The sequence below is a fragment of the Candidatus Auribacterota bacterium genome (genome assembly GCA_026392035.1).
Lineage (GTDB): Bacteria > Auribacterota > Tritonobacteria > UBA1439 > UBA1439 > JAPLCX01.
Genome location: JAPLCX010000072.1, coordinates 1 through 15,209 on the forward strand (window position 1 = coordinate 1; position 15,209 = coordinate 15,209).

18 protein-coding genes are annotated in these 15,209 nt (G+C 56.2%); 4 read left to right on the plus strand and 14 right to left on the minus strand.

Going from position 1 to position 15,209, the window contains the following annotated elements; genetic code table 11:
• Positions 1-1,681 (plus strand): PQQ-binding-like beta-propeller repeat protein (locus NTX71_07530; GenBank protein ID MCX6339756.1); only part of this gene is annotated, 1,681 nt, incomplete at its 5' end.
• Entirely contained in the window at positions 1,682-1,969 is a 288-nt protein-coding gene (locus NTX71_07535) for a hypothetical protein (GenBank protein MCX6339757.1), read from the plus strand.
• A gap of 78 nt (positions 1,970-2,047) precedes the next feature.
• On the opposite strand, the gene trxA is transcribed toward NTX71_07535, so the two are convergent.
• The 6 genes from trxA to NTX71_07565 all read right to left on the minus strand — a co-directional run bounded on the left by trxA (position 2,048) and on the right by NTX71_07565 (position 8,125).
• The gene (gene trxA / locus NTX71_07540; protein ID MCX6339758.1) at positions 2,048-2,374 is read right to left on the minus strand and encodes a thioredoxin; all 327 of its coding nucleotides are present in this window, start codon (positions 2,372-2,374) and stop codon (positions 2,048-2,050) included.
• A 75-nt stretch (positions 2,375-2,449) separates the two neighbouring features.
• Positions 2,450-3,094, minus strand: coding sequence for a 7-cyano-7-deazaguanine synthase (locus tag NTX71_07545; GenBank protein ID MCX6339759.1), 645 nt, complete (start codon positions 3,092-3,094; stop codon positions 2,450-2,452).
• 166 nt (positions 3,095-3,260) lie between these two features.
• Positions 3,261-3,740: a (2Fe-2S)-binding protein gene (locus tag NTX71_07550; GenBank protein MCX6339760.1), complete on the minus strand. Its 480-nt coding sequence runs from the start codon at positions 3,738-3,740 to the stop codon at positions 3,261-3,263.
• A 2-nt stretch (positions 3,741-3,742) separates the two neighbouring features.
• Positions 3,743-6,067, minus strand: a complete 2,325-nt coding sequence (locus NTX71_07555) for a xanthine dehydrogenase family protein molybdopterin-binding subunit (protein MCX6339761.1) — start codon at positions 6,065-6,067, stop codon at positions 3,743-3,745.
• Between the two features lie 244 nt (positions 6,068-6,311).
• Positions 6,312-6,623: a hypothetical protein gene (locus NTX71_07560; GenBank protein MCX6339762.1), complete on the minus strand. Its 312-nt coding sequence runs from the start codon at positions 6,621-6,623 to the stop codon at positions 6,312-6,314.
• A gap of 65 nt (positions 6,624-6,688) precedes the next feature.
• Positions 6,689-8,125: a glycosyltransferase family 39 protein gene (locus NTX71_07565; protein ID MCX6339763.1), complete on the minus strand. Its 1,437-nt coding sequence runs from the start codon at positions 8,123-8,125 to the stop codon at positions 6,689-6,691.
• 180 nt (positions 8,126-8,305) lie between these two features.
• On the opposite strand from NTX71_07565, the gene NTX71_07570 reads away from it, so the two are divergent.
• Complete coding sequence (locus NTX71_07570) at positions 8,306-9,160, plus strand: hypothetical protein (GenBank protein MCX6339764.1); 855 nt, start codon at positions 8,306-8,308, stop codon at positions 9,158-9,160.
• Between the two features lie 55 nt (positions 9,161-9,215).
• Here NTX71_07570 and NTX71_07575 read toward each other — a convergent pair whose 3' ends face one another.
• The 5 genes from NTX71_07575 to NTX71_07595 all read right to left on the minus strand — a co-directional run bounded on the left by NTX71_07575 (position 9,216) and on the right by NTX71_07595 (position 12,566).
• A complete protein-coding gene (locus NTX71_07575; protein ID MCX6339765.1) occupies positions 9,216-9,638 on the minus strand; it encodes a peptide chain release factor-like protein in 423 nt (140 codons plus the stop codon).
• Between the two features lie 81 nt (positions 9,639-9,719).
• Positions 9,720-10,265 carry an arginine decarboxylase, pyruvoyl-dependent gene (locus NTX71_07580; GenBank protein MCX6339766.1) on the minus strand — a complete coding sequence of 182 codons (546 nt, stop codon included), beginning with the start codon at positions 10,263-10,265 and terminating at the stop codon, positions 9,720-9,722.
• 65 nt (positions 10,266-10,330) lie between these two features.
• On the minus strand, positions 10,331-11,269 hold the full coding sequence (gene speB / locus NTX71_07585; GenBank protein ID MCX6339767.1) for an agmatinase: 939 nt from the start codon (positions 11,267-11,269) through the stop codon (positions 10,331-10,333).
• Between the two features lie 221 nt (positions 11,270-11,490).
• Entirely contained in the window at positions 11,491-11,850 is a 360-nt protein-coding gene (locus tag NTX71_07590; protein MCX6339768.1) for a hypothetical protein, read from the minus strand.
• Positions 11,851-11,927: 77 nt separating this feature from the next.
• On the minus strand, positions 11,928-12,566 hold the full coding sequence (locus tag NTX71_07595) for a YceH family protein (GenBank protein ID MCX6339769.1): 639 nt from the start codon (positions 12,564-12,566) through the stop codon (positions 11,928-11,930).
• A gap of 90 nt (positions 12,567-12,656) precedes the next feature.
• On the opposite strand from NTX71_07595, the gene NTX71_07600 reads away from it, so the two are divergent.
• The gene (locus tag NTX71_07600; GenBank protein ID MCX6339770.1) at positions 12,657-13,238 is read left to right on the plus strand and encodes a hypothetical protein; all 582 of its coding nucleotides are present in this window, start codon (positions 12,657-12,659) and stop codon (positions 13,236-13,238) included.
• A 328-nt stretch (positions 13,239-13,566) separates the two neighbouring features.
• On the opposite strand, the gene NTX71_07605 is transcribed toward NTX71_07600, so the two are convergent.
• From NTX71_07605 to NTX71_07615, 3 genes are all read right to left on the minus strand, one after another.
• A complete protein-coding gene (locus tag NTX71_07605; protein MCX6339771.1) occupies positions 13,567-14,115 on the minus strand; it encodes a hypothetical protein in 549 nt (182 codons plus the stop codon).
• 240 nt (positions 14,116-14,355) lie between these two features.
• Complete coding sequence (locus tag NTX71_07610) at positions 14,356-14,574, minus strand: type II toxin-antitoxin system HicA family toxin (protein MCX6339772.1); 219 nt, start codon at positions 14,572-14,574, stop codon at positions 14,356-14,358.
• Complete coding sequence (locus NTX71_07615) at positions 14,567-14,788, minus strand: type II toxin-antitoxin system HicB family antitoxin (protein MCX6339773.1); 222 nt, start codon at positions 14,786-14,788, stop codon at positions 14,567-14,569. Before NTX71_07615 ends, NTX71_07610 begins: the two co-directional genes overlap by 8 nt.
• Positions 14,789-15,209: the final 421 nt, after the last annotated feature.

The window sequence follows — 15,209 nt, forward strand, 5'->3', positions numbered from 1 at the left end:
TTATGCGGGGCCGTCGAAGCCGGCGCTTTCATGGAGCTATAAGACTTCCGGCACTGCGGCCACTAATCCGGTTTCCGCTCCCGCGATTGGGAGCGACGGGAGGGTGTATGTCGGCTCCAACTTAAATATACGCGCGCTTAACTCGGATGGCACGAGCTTCTGGACCTACGTGACCGGTGGTAAAACGTCCGCCAATTCCGGTCCCGCGCTGGGGAGCGACGTGAGGACATATGTCGGCGGTGATGATGGTTACTTCCGCGCACTTAACTCAAACGGCACGCAAGCCTGGCAAACCAGTCTGGGTGAGTTTATAAGGAGCGGCGCCGTGCTTGGAAATAATGGGGGTGTATATGTGGCGGGGGGGAGTGCAGATTATAGGCTTTACGCCCTCAATTCCAGCGGCACGGTCAAATGGAGTTATCGGACTGGTAGTTGGGTGAATTGCTCACCCGCACTGGGGAGCGCAACCGGGACGGTGTATGTCGGCTCTAACGACAACAGGGTCTACGCGGTTAACTCGAATGGCACGCTCTTCTGGAGCTTTGCGACTGGAGGCTGGGTGCGTTCCTCACCCGCGCTGGGGAGCGCAACAGAGACGGTGTATGTCGGCTCTGATGACGCCAGGCTCTACGCGCTTAATTCGAACGGCACGCGCTTCTGGAGTTACCAGACCGGTGGTCAGATATCTTATTCCTCACCCGCGCTGGGGAGCGACGAGAGGGTGTATATCGGCTGTGAGGATAGTAGATTCTACGCGGTTAACTCGAACGGCACGCTCGCCTGGAGCTACCTGACCGGTGGTCAGTTGGTTTTCGGCTCTCCCGCGCTGGGGAGCGACGGGATGGTATATGTCGGCTCTGATGATAATAGGCTCTACGCATTTAACTCGAATGGCGCGCAAAGCTGGAGCTACCTGACCGGTGATGGTGTGGCTCCTCCCGCGCTGGGGAGCGACGGGGAGATATATTTCGGTTCTGATGATTTGATGTTCTATTGCATCAAACAAGCGCCGACACCGACGAATACCCCGACGCCGACTGCGACGCCGACGGAAACACCGACGGAAACACCGACGGAGACGCCCACGGAGACGCCCACGGAGACACCGACGGAAACACCGACGGAGACGCCGACTCAGACGCCGACTCAGACACCGACAGAAACGCCGACGATCACGCCGACGGAGACACCGACGGAGACACCGACGGAAACACCCACGAAAACACCCACGAAAACACCGACGGAGACGCCGACAGCCACACCGAGCCGTACTCCCACTGCTGCCCCAACAAGCACGCCCACGCATCCGTCCGGCCTCGTGATCACGCTCAACAAGCAGATTGCCTCGCCAGGGATGGTGGTGGTTGCCCGCGCGAAGATCCCGCCGATCCAGCCGAGCAATCCCGTAGATGCCTATATCCTCGTGCGCTATCCCTCGGGACAAATCTACTCCGTGATGCTCGACGGCGCTGTCAAGAAAAGCATTTTCCCCTGTGCGACAGGAGTACGCACGCTGGGCAATGGATGGTCGGGCGACCTTTTCAGCCACAGGGTATGCAGGGAGGCGATGGAAGGCATCTACACCGTGGGGCTTATCCTGATGCCAGAAGGAATGCCGATGAGTCTCTGCAAAGCAGTCACTTACAACCTGATGAATGTCACTATAGTGAAGCAGTTATAAATGCTGCTCCTCTGCCGATTGGTTTCTTCTCTCACTCTAGCCACGCTCACTCCGGCGGAGATACCTATTCCGAACTACGTCAATCTTGGGGTTCTTGCGACTGAGGTGCGCGCGCGTGGATCGGTGAGCCCGAAGGTCAAGATCCTGGTGTCCATGAAGTGGAAGACCACCATCTTCTATACTGCCGTGGTCCAGGCGGGCAAGATGCCGCCGGTGAAGAAACCGTCTGACCTCACGCCGAGCACCCAGAATATAGAAGTGTCTGTCACAATCTGGGGTGTAATGTAGATGTAGCATCACAGGAATGCGGTGTGTGCGTTATTCCGATGAGAAATCACTGGAAGCAGCGACGCGGGGAAATTTGGATCAACAATGTGTTTTAATCATTTTCTCAATTGCGGCGCGCGGCACTGCCCCCACAATCCTATCCATCTCTGCGCCGCCCTTGAACAATATCAGCGTGGGGACGCTCAGCACGCCGTACCGGGAAGCGGAATCAGGGGCGCCGTCAATGTCCACCGTGCACACCTTGAGCCTCCCCTGATACTCCCTCGCAATCTCCTCGACCGCTGGAGCGATCATGCGGCAGGGGCCGCACCAGGTCGCGAAGAAATCCACCAGTACCGGCAATGGCGATTCCAGAACCTCTAGGCTAAAATTCTTATCATCCACTTTGATTTCGAGCTCGCTCATTATTCGTTATCCCTCCTCGATGAAAATGGGGGTCAAATCTTTACTGTTTACATTTCATAACCACGCCCATGCCCGCTATTTCTTCCGCGACAGGGCGGCGTCAACATACTTCCGCATGGCGGGGAGCTTGCTCTGGACATAGGGACGGATAAACTTCTTATTAAGGATGGGATTGCACCCGAATATGCAATAGGGCTGCATGGGCGACGTGGGAACGGCGCCGCTCAGCGTGATCTGGTCCTGCGTGAGCCCGGGGTGTTCCCAGAAGGGATGGAGGCACCGAATACAGTATGCGCGCGCGAACCTGTCCGCGGGGACCATGTAGTCGGGTGTCTGTTCCGGATAGTAATCCTGCTCCCTTTGGAAACCGTCCGCGAGCTGGGTGATGCCGTTTCTCTTGCAGTAGATGATCGCCTCGCACAGCATCGCCAGCTTGCACCCGCAGCAGATCAGGTTGCCGTATTTTTTGACATCCTGCTCGAGGGGCCGTATCGCGAGCTCGTGAAACAGGTGGGTGCTCTCGAGGAGCTCCCAGGAACAGCGCTCGGGGAATTGTTTCTTGATCCAGTCTGCCTTATACTCGGCGAGCTCCAGCCACTTCTCGGCCCCGTTGTCAAATGTAATGAGGCGGGTTTCGTAACCCCGCTTCAGAAAATAGATTGCAGTCGCAGTGCTGTCCACTCCCCCTGAGAAAAGAACGGCAATTTTCCTGGGCTTCACGGGAACCACCATTTAAGTTCTCACCACGGAGGACACGGAGATAATTTTTCAAAAGGGATGAAAAGGATATTTATTAGTATTCTCGTACTCTTAACATAAATAAAAAATGTTCTCTGTATCCTTCTCCGTGATCTCCGTGTCTCCGTGGTGAAAAATCAGTTATGCTTCACCCCTTCGCGGCGGACATCTTTTTCTGCGCCAGCTTCGCCCCCTCGAAAATCGCCTCGTACCCCGTGCAACGGCAGAGGTGGTGGGAGAGCGCTTCGACGATTTCCTCCTCTGAGACATCAGGTATTTTCGCGAAGAGCGCGTAGAGCTCCATCACAATCCCGGGGATGCAGTAGCCGCACTGGACGGCGCCGGCCTCGATCATCGCTTCCTGGATGGGGTGGAGTTTCGTGCCGTTCGAAATCCCTTCTATGGTGAGTATCTCCTTTCCCTCCATCTTCTTTGCCGGGTACACGCAGCTCCTCTGCGCCACCCCGTCAATGATGACCACGCACGCGCCGCACGAGGCGTCATCGCAACCGCGCTTCGTGCCGGTGAGACCGAGCCTCTCCCTCAGCACGTCAATAAGCCTCTCCCAGCCCTCGAGTTCAACGCTCCGCTGCAAACCATTTATCGTAAAAGTAATTTTCTCTGCCATTGCTATTTCCCCTTCCCCGCGAGCGCCTGCATGATCTTCTCCGGGGTGATCGGGATCTCGTAGAAATCTACGCCGATCGCGTCGTGGATGGCGTTCAGGATGGACGGCGCCACGCCGATCACCGGGTGCTCACCGATCCCCCGCGCGCCGTATGGGCCGATGTGCTCGGGCGTCTCCACGAACTCGACCGTTTGTTTTTTGGGGGCATCCTTGATGGTGGGAAAACGGTATTTCGAGAAGTGGGGGTTGACGGCCTGCCCGTCCGGGGTAAACTTGAGCTCCTCGTGGAGGGTCGCCCCGATCGCCATCATCACGCCCCCCGTGACCTGGCCCCTGATCTGCCTGGGATTGATCACCTTGCCGATGTCAAAACAGGAGACGAAATGGTCGATAAAAATCTTGCCCGTCTTCTTTTCGATCCGTATCTCGCAGGCCTGCGCGCCGAAGGTATAGGTGATCCCCATCGTCCCCTGCCCGCACGCGTCGGGGTTGGACTGCCGGGGCAGGCGCGCGTCGGCGGTGGTGTGCACCACCTCGCCCACCGTCACGCCGTCATCGTACGTGTACCCGCGGGCGAGCTTCGTCACCGCGACCCGGACGCTCGGATCGTGGTCGAGATAGATCCACTCGCCGTCGTATACGAGCCGATCCTCGTCCACCCGCAGGACCTGTGAGGCCGTGCGCTTCATCTGCGCGATGGCCTTCTCGCAGGCCCGGATGATCGCCCTCCCTCCCTGGATCGTGAACATTGAGCCGATCGTCTGCCACTCCCATGGGGAGAATTGCGTGTCAATCTCCGTGTACACCGCGATCTTCTCGGGTGAGATTTTCAACGTCTCGGCGGCCACCTGCCTGACGACCGTCCTGAGCCCCTGGCCGACCTCCGCCCCCCCCATGTTGATGGAGACGCTGCCGTCGCTGTTGATCTTGAGGTAGCAGCTCTTGGAGGAGAACGGGGCGCCCTTTGGGGATTTCATCAGCGCCGCGAATCCCCTTCCGTAGTAGTACTGGCCGTCTTCTTTCACCTTCCTGGGCTTTGAAAAGACAATATCCTTGACAGTGTCCGCGCACTTCCTGACATTCCCGTTGCTCTCCCAGAGCTTCTCCCCGAGTGAGGTGATTTTGCCGGGGCCGAGGTAGTTCTTCGCCCTGAGTTCGAACGGGTTCATCCCGAGCTTACGGGCGAGGATATCCATCATCCGCTCCATGGCGAACTGCGATTCCTGGTGTCCGTACCCGCGGTACGCGCCGACCGGTGGCGTATTCGTATAGACCGAAATACCCTCCAGGTGGCAGTGCGGGAACTCGTAGGCGCCTGTGGAATTATGCGTCGAGGCGATCAGGACGTGAATTCCGGTGTCTTTGGACGCGCCGGTGGAATGGAGGATGGTGGTCTTCAGGGCGGTGAGGGCGCCGTCTTTTTTCGCGCCGATCTTTATCCGCGTCCTCATCCCGTGCCCGATGAGCGTGCTGAGCAAATCCTCTTTCCTCGTTGCGACCCACTTCACGGGGCGGCCCGGCACGAAGCTCGCGATGTAGGCAACTGTCTGCTCGATGGTGACATCCGATTTGTAGCCGAAACATCCTCCCAGTTCTGGTATGTGGACCCTCACGGCCGAGACCGGGAGTTTGTACACGTGGGCGATGTCCTCACGGACAATGAATGGGCAAATAGATGACGACCAGATTTCAATTGTGTTGTCCTCGTGGAACCAGGCGATGGCCCCGTGGGGCTCGATCGCGGAACAGGAACCGAAGGGATAGTTGAAGTCTCCCTTGATGACGACCTCGGCTTCGCTGAATCCCTTCTCTACGTCGCCCTTCTTCAGGGTGTAGCGGCCGGCGATGTTGGTGCCGGGGACTGCCTCCATCCCGGGGAGGTGCTCGAACGTGCCCGACTCCTCATGGATCAGGACCGCGCCGTCCTTTATCGCGTTGCGGGCGTCCACGTACACGGGGAGCTGCTCGTATTCGGCCTTTATTTTCTTCACGGCCTGGCGCGCCTGGTACACGTTCTCGGCGATCACCGCGGCGACGGGCTCCCCGATCCAGCGGACCTTTCCCACCGCGAGCGGCAGCCTGTCCTTGATGTTCTCTCCGTAGCGGAAGGCGATGTCTTTGCCCGTGACCACTTTCACCACTCCCTCGCACTTCTCCGCCTCGGTGGTGTCAATGGATATGATTTTCGCGTGCGCGTAGGGCGGCCTCAGGAATGCCGCGTGCAGGAGCCCTGGGAGCCTGAGGTCATCGAGGAACTGGACCCTGCCCGTGGCCTTGGCGGCGGCATCAGGCCTGGCGATATTTTTCCCGACGTATTTGAATTCCATCTGACTATCCCATCCCCTCGCAAAATGCCGCGTCGCGCATTACCTGCCAGAGCGCAGGCCTGATTTTATACCACATCCCGGCCATTCCCGCCGCGCAAAAATGGGAGGGCCTTCATCCAAAACTCCCAAAATAGATTCAACTTGAGCCGCAGATGAGCGCGGATAATACTTCTAGCGATTCGAACGATTTGAACCCCTATCGGTCGCATCGGTTCAAACGATTCAAACAGCTGTTTCACCGTAGTTATCTGAACATCATCCTCACGCCGGTTGCGGCAACAATGATTGAGAGCAGCGCCGCCATGATCACGTCCCTCCCGCCGCTGATGACCACGATGAGCAAAGAGACGCCGAGGACGACCGTGATGATGCCGACCACGGGGATTTTTCTCTGTGTCTTCTCGGGGAGGAATGAAAATGCTATCTGGATCACGCCGACGCACAGCAGGAGGACCGGCCCATAATATCTGTGAATGGTCAGGGTGTGCAGCGCATAGGCGATCGCGATGCAGATGAGCGATACCCCCTCTGCGAGATGGGATCTGTTCTTTTCCATGCGAGACTCCTTTCCGTTGCGGCATAGCAGGGTAAAATACCCCATGCGCCAACCGGTATAGTATATCACACCCTCCCCGATCCGGGAGTGCGCGCGTCATCGTGAGCGCCATGATGTATTCCACCCGCGTGCCCCGTCCGGCGGTCTCCCCTGCGCCACACTCTCTCAAGCCCGTAGCCCGCGAGCACGCAGACGAGCGGCATCACGGGGTGGCGGAATCTGCCGAGCGCGTTTGCGCCGCCCGAGAGGATGATGAGATAGAGCGCGATGACTGCCACCGCCGCGAGCGTGATGCCGCGCGCGGGGCCGCGAGCGAACGCCGCAAGGGAGCTCCCGAGATAGACGAGGAGCACAAGGCCGAGGATGAGGTTGCTCCAGAACAGTGCCGGCCTCGCGCGGGCGAGCCCACACGCCGTGCTCGCCAGGCCGCGGTCAATGATCTCACCCAGAAGCCCGCCCCCCTCTCGGTAGCGCCCGAAAAATTTCAGATAGTCGATGGCGCCGGGGTCGAAGGCAGTCTGAATCAAACCCCTCAGATAACAGTTTGCGAAAGTAAGGGGGTGCGCACGAATGATCTCTCTCCCTTCCTTTCCCATTTTCACATAACGTAGAGCGGGAGGGAGATTTTTCTGATCAGGGTGCTGTTGCAGGTACACCATCTCATCCCCATAACCCATCTTTCTCTGTACCGCATAATACGACTCCCCAGTTTCCACAGCCATCACTCCTGCCCCATGGTAAAAATAAAGGTTGATGTCACTGATTGCCGAGACCCCCCTGTATCCGGTCGTGAGGAAATTTCTTATCTGCCAGACGCCGATCAGCGCCGCGCAGATACACAGAAACGCGAACGCCCTTAGGGTGTCTCTACCCCTCCTCCCCCGCCGCCCGCATGCCGCCGCCGCGAGGAGGAGCGTCATTACGAGGGGCATCCAGTAGGCGATCGGCCGGACGTAAACCGATAAGGCGAGCGCGCACGCGGCAGCAGCCAGGTGGCGCATCGTTCCCCTCTTCAGATAGACGAGAAGAAGGAACAGGAAGAGCATGAGCGTCGTGGCGAAAAAGGTCTCCGCGAGGAGGAGGCTGCAGTAGAGCACCGAGAGCGGTTCGAAGGCGCACAGGAGGCCGCTCGCTGCTGCGGACGGCCTGCTCCCCGTGAGGATGAAGGCCACGCGGTAGACGAGCAACACCGTCACACATCCCAGGACTATTTGCAGCCACACTGTCACCGCGGTGACGTGCCCGAGCGCCACTCCCGGAACGAGCAGAACGGGATACCCCGGCGTCCGCACGATTTCAGGAATACCTCCGATCGAGAAACTGCCGGTGCGCGCGAGTGATTCCGCGCAGGCGCGATAGGACGCGGTGTCGGGAGTGTTAAAAATGCGCGCGTCGCGCGTCCAGGTGTACGCGATGAGGGGGAGCAGAACCCTCACACAAAGGGCAGCGCACAGAATTGCGGCTGCAGAGGGTACATGCCAGGGGCTGTCAGCCTTCCACATATGATTTCCCGTCGCCATTGGCAATGACATGCGCGCGTAATGCCTCAATCAGGCACTGACAATGACAGCAGCGTGCGTATCAGTGCTTCACTGAGCGGTTACATGCGCGCAAAAAATATCATTGACGGCACTTATCGCTCCCTATTATACTACACCCCCTTACCGAGAGGAGGTTGAATCGTGAAGAGGAAGAAGACAAAGAAGACGGCAAAAAAGATAAAGACGCTTAAGAAGGGGCCCACGCGGAAAAAGGGCATCCGGAAAACGAAGAGGAGAGCGATTGCCAAAATGAAGAAATCCGTGGAACAGCCCATGGCGCCATACGTCGCCCCGCGGAGGCAGGAGATCAAAGAGGCCGTGTGCGCGCTCGTGCCCCATATTGACCCGAGGCTGATCAAGAAGCTCGACTACTGGGCGCTCTACACGATCCACCAGGACGTGGTGAAGGGCGGCAAGGACGCGGAGGCGCTCGCCCGTACACTGATAAGAGGTTATGACCCCGGTAAAAATATGGGTTTGAATCCGAAGAGTGTCCCAGGCACAGCAAAGGAGGAGGAGCGAACGAAACGCGAGCAGGACATTGCCGCACGGGTAGAATCCGCCAGGGAACGGGCGCTGGCCGCCAGGGAAAGGGCGCGCGTCGCAAAGGATCGGGCGCGGGCTGCCGCGCATGCCGCGAAAGAGAGGGCACGGGCTGCGATACGGGCCGCACGGGACAAGGCGCGGGCCGCGCGGATGGCGAAGTCGAGGCCGGAGGCCGCTCAGGCGGCGCCGGGGAGACCCGCTCCCGCCAAGGCGAGCGCGGTCGCTGCTGCGCCCGCGAGGAAAGCCATGGGTTCGGCGTATATCGCGCCCGTCCGCATCAGGATCAAAGATGAGCTGGCGAAGATCATGCCGATGATCAAGAGGTCCGACCTCACCGGGATTGACTACTGGGCGCTTTACACGATGCACTCGGAAATCGTCAAATACGGCCGCAAGCCGGAAGAGCTGGCGCGAAAGTTCGTCAAGGGGTATACGAAGTCAAAAAAGTAGATGGATCCTGCCGGCATGAACGGAGGCGCGAGCCTCCGGCGTATTGCTCGGGGATTTAAATTTCCGAGCCCGGTCTTATCGAATGCCGGAGCATCTTCCTTTCGCCGTGGATCCGCTTTTCGGCGAGCATCTTCGCCTTCGCGCGGCGCGAGCGGCGCCGCTTCTGGCGGCGTATCTTTTCCCTCTGCTGCCGCTCTGCGCTCAATCGCCCCAGCTGGATCGTTTCCATCCTCTCGACCAGCCGACGGCGCGCGAGAAAGCGGTTCAGGGCGCGGGAGCGCTCCTCCTGGCATTTCACCGAGACGCCGCTCGGCCGGTGGCGCAGGAAGACACAGGTTGAAGTCTTGTTGATATTCTGTCCGCCGTGTCCCGAAGACCGGACGAATTTTTCCTCAAGATCCCCATCCCGGATCCCCAGCAGCCTCATGCGGGCCGCGAGCTTCTGCTCCTTTTTTGGAGACACACCGAAGAGCACCATACGTTTCCCTTTTTATACTACCGCCAGGAGGGGAGTGGGAGGGAATGAGGCGGCTGCTGTGGGGGGTGAAACGTCAGCGACTTAGAACAGAAACACCGCCGCGGCGACCACGGTGGTGAACTCGCCGGAGGGGCCGACCACAGCGGACTGGGTGACGTTCATCGCATTGACAATTTTCTCTGATATGCGGTACACCCCCTTCTGATCGTCCCAGCTCTTATCCTCATCGAATTCGATACCCAGCGTGCTCGCGAGCATGGCGGCGGCCATATCTTCAGCGTTATCTCCCGCAACCTTTTCTGTTTCACCGTACGCGTGGTATTCGCTCAAATAGCCGTAGTAGCCCTTTGCGGGGACCGCGCAGCCCACACTCGCCGCGATGAGCCGGTGCGGCTCGTTCGAGCAGCACCGCGCGAGGACGGTAAAGGTGATCATGCCGGGGACGAGCTCCGCCAATCCCTTCGGCTTGGAGATGATCCTGCAGTCGGGCGGCAGGATACTTGAAACCGTGACGAGATTGCACCGCTCAATCCCCGCGTCGCGCAACGCGAGCTCGAAGGAGCGAAGCTCCCTCTTATGCGTCCCGACTCCATCGGTAAAAAAAACCCTCTTCGGCACGAGCAGCATACTCACCCCTCCCATTATATTCAGAAGACTACATAACTATTCACCACTGAGGACACGGAATACTTCTAACGGCTATCTTTTTGTTTCAGTGACTTCACTGTTTTCAGTGGTCTGGTTTTCAATTCCTCATGAAAAATATAGCCGATGAGCCGGTACACCAGCTTTGCCGCGAGAAAATCAGGAGCCACATTATAGGGAATCGGGCAGAGTTCGACAACATCGAAACCGACCACCGTCCGCCCCTCGCACGCGCTCCGGAGCAGGCCGATGACGTCGTACCAGCCGAGCCCCCCCGGCTCCGGCGTCCCGGTCGCGGGCATGATCGCGGGGTCGAAGACATCCAGGTCAATGGTGATGTACAACGGGTCGCCCAGGGCCGCGATGATCTCCTGCGGCTGGACACGTCCTGAAACGATGTCGGCGGCGAAGAAGGTCCGCACCCCCGAGGCGCCGCTGCGGAACTCCTCCTCGGAAGCGCTCAGGCTCCGTATCCCGACCTGGACGACGCTCCCGAGCTCAGCCGCACGCCGCGCGGCGCAGGCGTGGCTGAGCCGCGTGCCCTGGTACGAGTCCCTGAGATCGGCGTGGGCGTCGAACTGGAGAATGGAGAGCGTGCGGTGCTTCTTCCTGAGCGCCCTGAGCGCCCCCACGGTGAGCGAGTGCTCGCCTCCGAGCATGACGGGGAGTTTTCTCGCGGCGACCACCTGGCTGACTGCTCCCTCCACTGAATCAATCATCTCGTCGGGCGAAGCGGCGGCGGCCTCGATCTGGTCCTGAGTATGGATCCCTACCCTGAAGGTCTCAGCGCGGAGCTCCTCGTCATACTGCTCCATGTTCATGGAGGCGCTGATGATTGCGTCGGGCCCGCGCCGCGAACCGGACACGTAGGTGGAGGTCAGATCGTAGGGGACAGGTATGATGACCGCTCGCGAGGTGCGCCACGAGGAGAACTCCTCCGGCAGTCCGCAGAAGTTATGCGGCGCGCGATGCGACTTTTTGCTCACTTGATGCTCCCGGAAAGATGGTCACGCGAGTGAAATCAATAATTGGTGAGAATGGTATGAACTTTGCAATTCAAATGCAAGGGGAATAATCGGATAACAACTGATAAATCCAAAATCCCAAACCCCAATATGAGTGCAGGAACAGGAAGCACGCAGATGGACGCAGATATCAACTGAACCGCCGGTGCACACTGATAAACACGGATAGCAAACGTCATCAGTCAATAGTCGAGGAGCCCCGATGTCTTTGGACTGCCTCTTTTCATTTCTGCGATCCGAGTAATCTCCGTCATCTTCTCCTCGGACAAGCCGGCGAGATCGTCTGGTGTGAGCCACCCCTCCCTCACAAGAATACCGAATACCCGCGTAAGTACCGAGTACCGATAATCGTACTTCTGATCGATCTCCTTCTGTTTCTTCGTGAGGAAATCGTGAACCTGCCAGAGCCCATCGGGATCGACTACCCCGGCCATTGCCCTTCGTGCGTCTTCCGCAATTGCGCGCCATTCTCGCTCGTACGCGGCATCAAATGCTCGCCGGGCAACTTCTTTTTCTCTTTTTGACCATCCCGGCTCAGTCATCACTTAAACCGGAGGTTCGCGCATCCGCGCCGCTAAAGATCAATTGTCAAGATTAAAGATCTGACCCCGAAAAACATCTACAGCGTCTGTATTTTTTTCAACTCATCCAGCTCGGCGCGAAGAGTCTCGACCTTTTTCTCGAGTGCGGCGATCCGCTCGTCATTCGCTCCCACCGCGATGCCCGCCGGCCCAGCCTTGCCGGCCTCATCAACCTTGACCTCCCCGCAGAAAAGGTGCGCATACCGACACTCCTTGCATCCGCGTTGGCGAGGCAGTTTCACCACGAACGGGCCATCCTCTCGTTCCATGAGCCGCGCGAGCGTCGCATCGACCTCTGCGAGATCTTTGAAGGGGCACAGGCGCGCCGCCCTCGCGCGTATCTCTCCCGGTGTTTGCGGTCCCCTGAGAAACAGCTCGCACAGCACTCCGATCTCCTGGGGGGAGAAGTCAAAGACCTCCTTCACCTTGTGACCGTACTTCAGGACGCGGCTCCCCGCCGTGTGCGCCTCGAACACCAGCTTTCTCTGCCTGAGGCGGTCGAGAGCCAGAATGACTGATTCTTCGTCAACACCCATTACGGGGTCGCGGTTGGACTTTTGGTTGCAGGCGTTGGTCAGGGAATTAAGCGAGAGGGGGTAATACTCAGGGGTGGTGACATCTTTCTCGATCAGAGCGCCGAGCACGCGCACCTCAACTGGAGTAATAATGATATTCATCATGAGGCCCTCAGCAGGGTATTATGTTACAACAATTTGCCATTTTTGTCGTTAGGTAGAATTTTTACATTGCAGAATTGCCATGCTGACTTGTTCATTATAGGCTATTTCACAATGTACAACTACTGGGGGTTTACGAATCAGATTCCCCAAACGATTTTTATCCTCAACACTGGAAAATCAGATAGAAAAGTGATTGGTAACGTCAAATACGAAGCCGTGAAGATCGACGGAAGGAAGTATTTTGGCGTTCAAAGAATTATAATCGAGGATGAAGAGGTGTGCATAAGCGACAAGGAGAGAACGCTGGTTGATTTAGTATATAAGCCCATCGGATCTTTCGATAATGTCAGAAAGATCCTGCAGAATAATTTGGCGAAAATCGATCTTAGAAAATTCATCGGCTATCTTACCCGATTCCCCGTTGTCTCGGTTCGGAAGCGCGCGGGCTTTATACTTGAGGATATCGGATGCGAAAGCCCGCTTTTAAGAAAGATGAAAAAATACCTGGGGAATGACCGGACTTATGTGGTGCTTGATCCGATGGTCAAATCCCGCAAAGGGAAGATAGACAATGAGTGGAAAATCATTGTTAATTTGACTTCCAGGGGGAATTTTCTCTGCCATTCCCTCAACGATATGCAGAAAATCACTCAGAGTATTTACCAGTGAATCTTGCTCTCTATTCGTATGCATTATTTATCCTCTCGAAAAAATACCCTGTTCCTGATAATAATCTGACGTATCAGAAACAGGGCAAATAATACGCACAAAACCTCCCATAAAAGGAGAAGTCAATATATTTACTGAAACCCGTATAAATAATGCAACATATCATGCATTTAGAATGGCCCATACAATAGGCTAAATTAGAGCTTGAGCCACTCCATTACTTATACTTTCCTCAGTAACTCTCATCCCCAAACTCGCCGGCATCCTCGCCATATCATCTTTCGCCATGGGGCGTAGCTCGGTTCTTTACAACGATCGAGGGTCAATACTAGTTTTGTAAATACCTTGCTGTTAATGTCCCGAAGATTGCTCCGGAAATTGCTCCGATTACAGCAGCCAGTAGCTCACTCGCAATCCTCTGATACCAAGGGCACAATTCATCGTATCCCAAGTTGGTCAATTCATAGACCCAGTCCTCGTCTTCTCTTCCTGCTTGGGCTTTGCTGGCTTTGATAAAACCTTTTTTCTCCAATGCTATCGAGTCAAACCGCAATCTTGCCCATATCTCTTCAGGGGTTTCTTGTTTTCCTTCTCTTCCTCTAAGGTATGCAAGAACTGAGGTTTCTGTTATGGGCAGAAACTCGCGGGAAGTAGTACGCCTCCAGAATAAGTTCACAGCCATAGTGTGTATATCATTTTCTCCTTTTGGCCTTGGCATTTTATATGCGGTATCGGCCTGCAATCTCCATATCGCTCTAAGGATACGCCGGAGCCTCCACCTGCTTGGCCACAGGCTCGGTTTCATCCCATCAGCCCATTCCCTTAATCTATGCACTATTGTTTCCTCTCTTTGTGGCAGTAATTCCTCGACGTCCATAACAAAAAATACCCTGCCCCTGAAAGTCACTCAATCAGAAGCAAGGCGTATACCCAAAATAAAGACCGTTCAAGACGGCCTCCTCCACGGCATTACAAGTCAGACTCAATGATAATTTTCCTCACCCATTCCTTCTCCCACGCAGGCTTGAAATTGTCGTCACTTATGCCAAATCCCTCTCCCAGATCGTAAGCCTCTCGAAACGCGGGATGATGTAAAAGATTCCCGATGCCATGCCGTTCATTCGAACTCTGACCGCGCGAGCCCTGATTGTCGAATGATAGAGGATAGTGTTCCCATCCGGATTTCCTTGTGATCCGGAATAGGGACGGTCACTGTGCTGTGTCCCATCTTCTTTTGCATGACAATGTGGCTTCCTCTACGACGCACCTCGGCGAAGCCGTGCCTTTCGAGCATCTTGCAAATATCCCGCCCGGACAGTATTTTCAGCTTACCCAATGGCTACCTCAACTTGAGTGATGTAGACTTCGCTATGCAGTCTTTCCGTAATCTCTTCAGGAGAAGCTGTCTCGAAAAATAGATCTAGCGCCTCTTGAAGATTCTTACGTGCTTTGTCAACTGTATTTCCCTGGCTTGCCACGTCAACCTCCGGGCATAGAGCAACGTAGCCGTCGCCCTCTCTTTCAATGATAGCGGTAAGTTGCTTTGTCATTACTCTCCTCCCTCTTGTTCTTCCATGTTCGTTTAGCCAAACGCCAAAACGGAGCGGCTACGTAAAATAATTTGTTCGCGCCGCTAACTTTTGCTCGACGCTTATTGCTTATTCCTTATTGCTGTAGTCAAGGCGGGCCCGTAAGCCGGATCCAACCATTACACCCATCAATTATGCCGGCCGAAACCATTTCCCTGTGAGCGCAAGATTAAACCAGTTGTTTCAGCAATGCCTTGAACTTTTTAGTAACAGCTCTATGCTCAGGGATAGCTTCAAACTCACTAAGTACACAGTATCATAAATATGATGACATATAAATATTGCTTTTCAAGAACGGATGCGGCACAATACGAAGACAAAGAAGGAGGCGTATTGTGCCCAGAACAAGCCCATTCAAGATTATACTCTCTTCGGAAGAAAA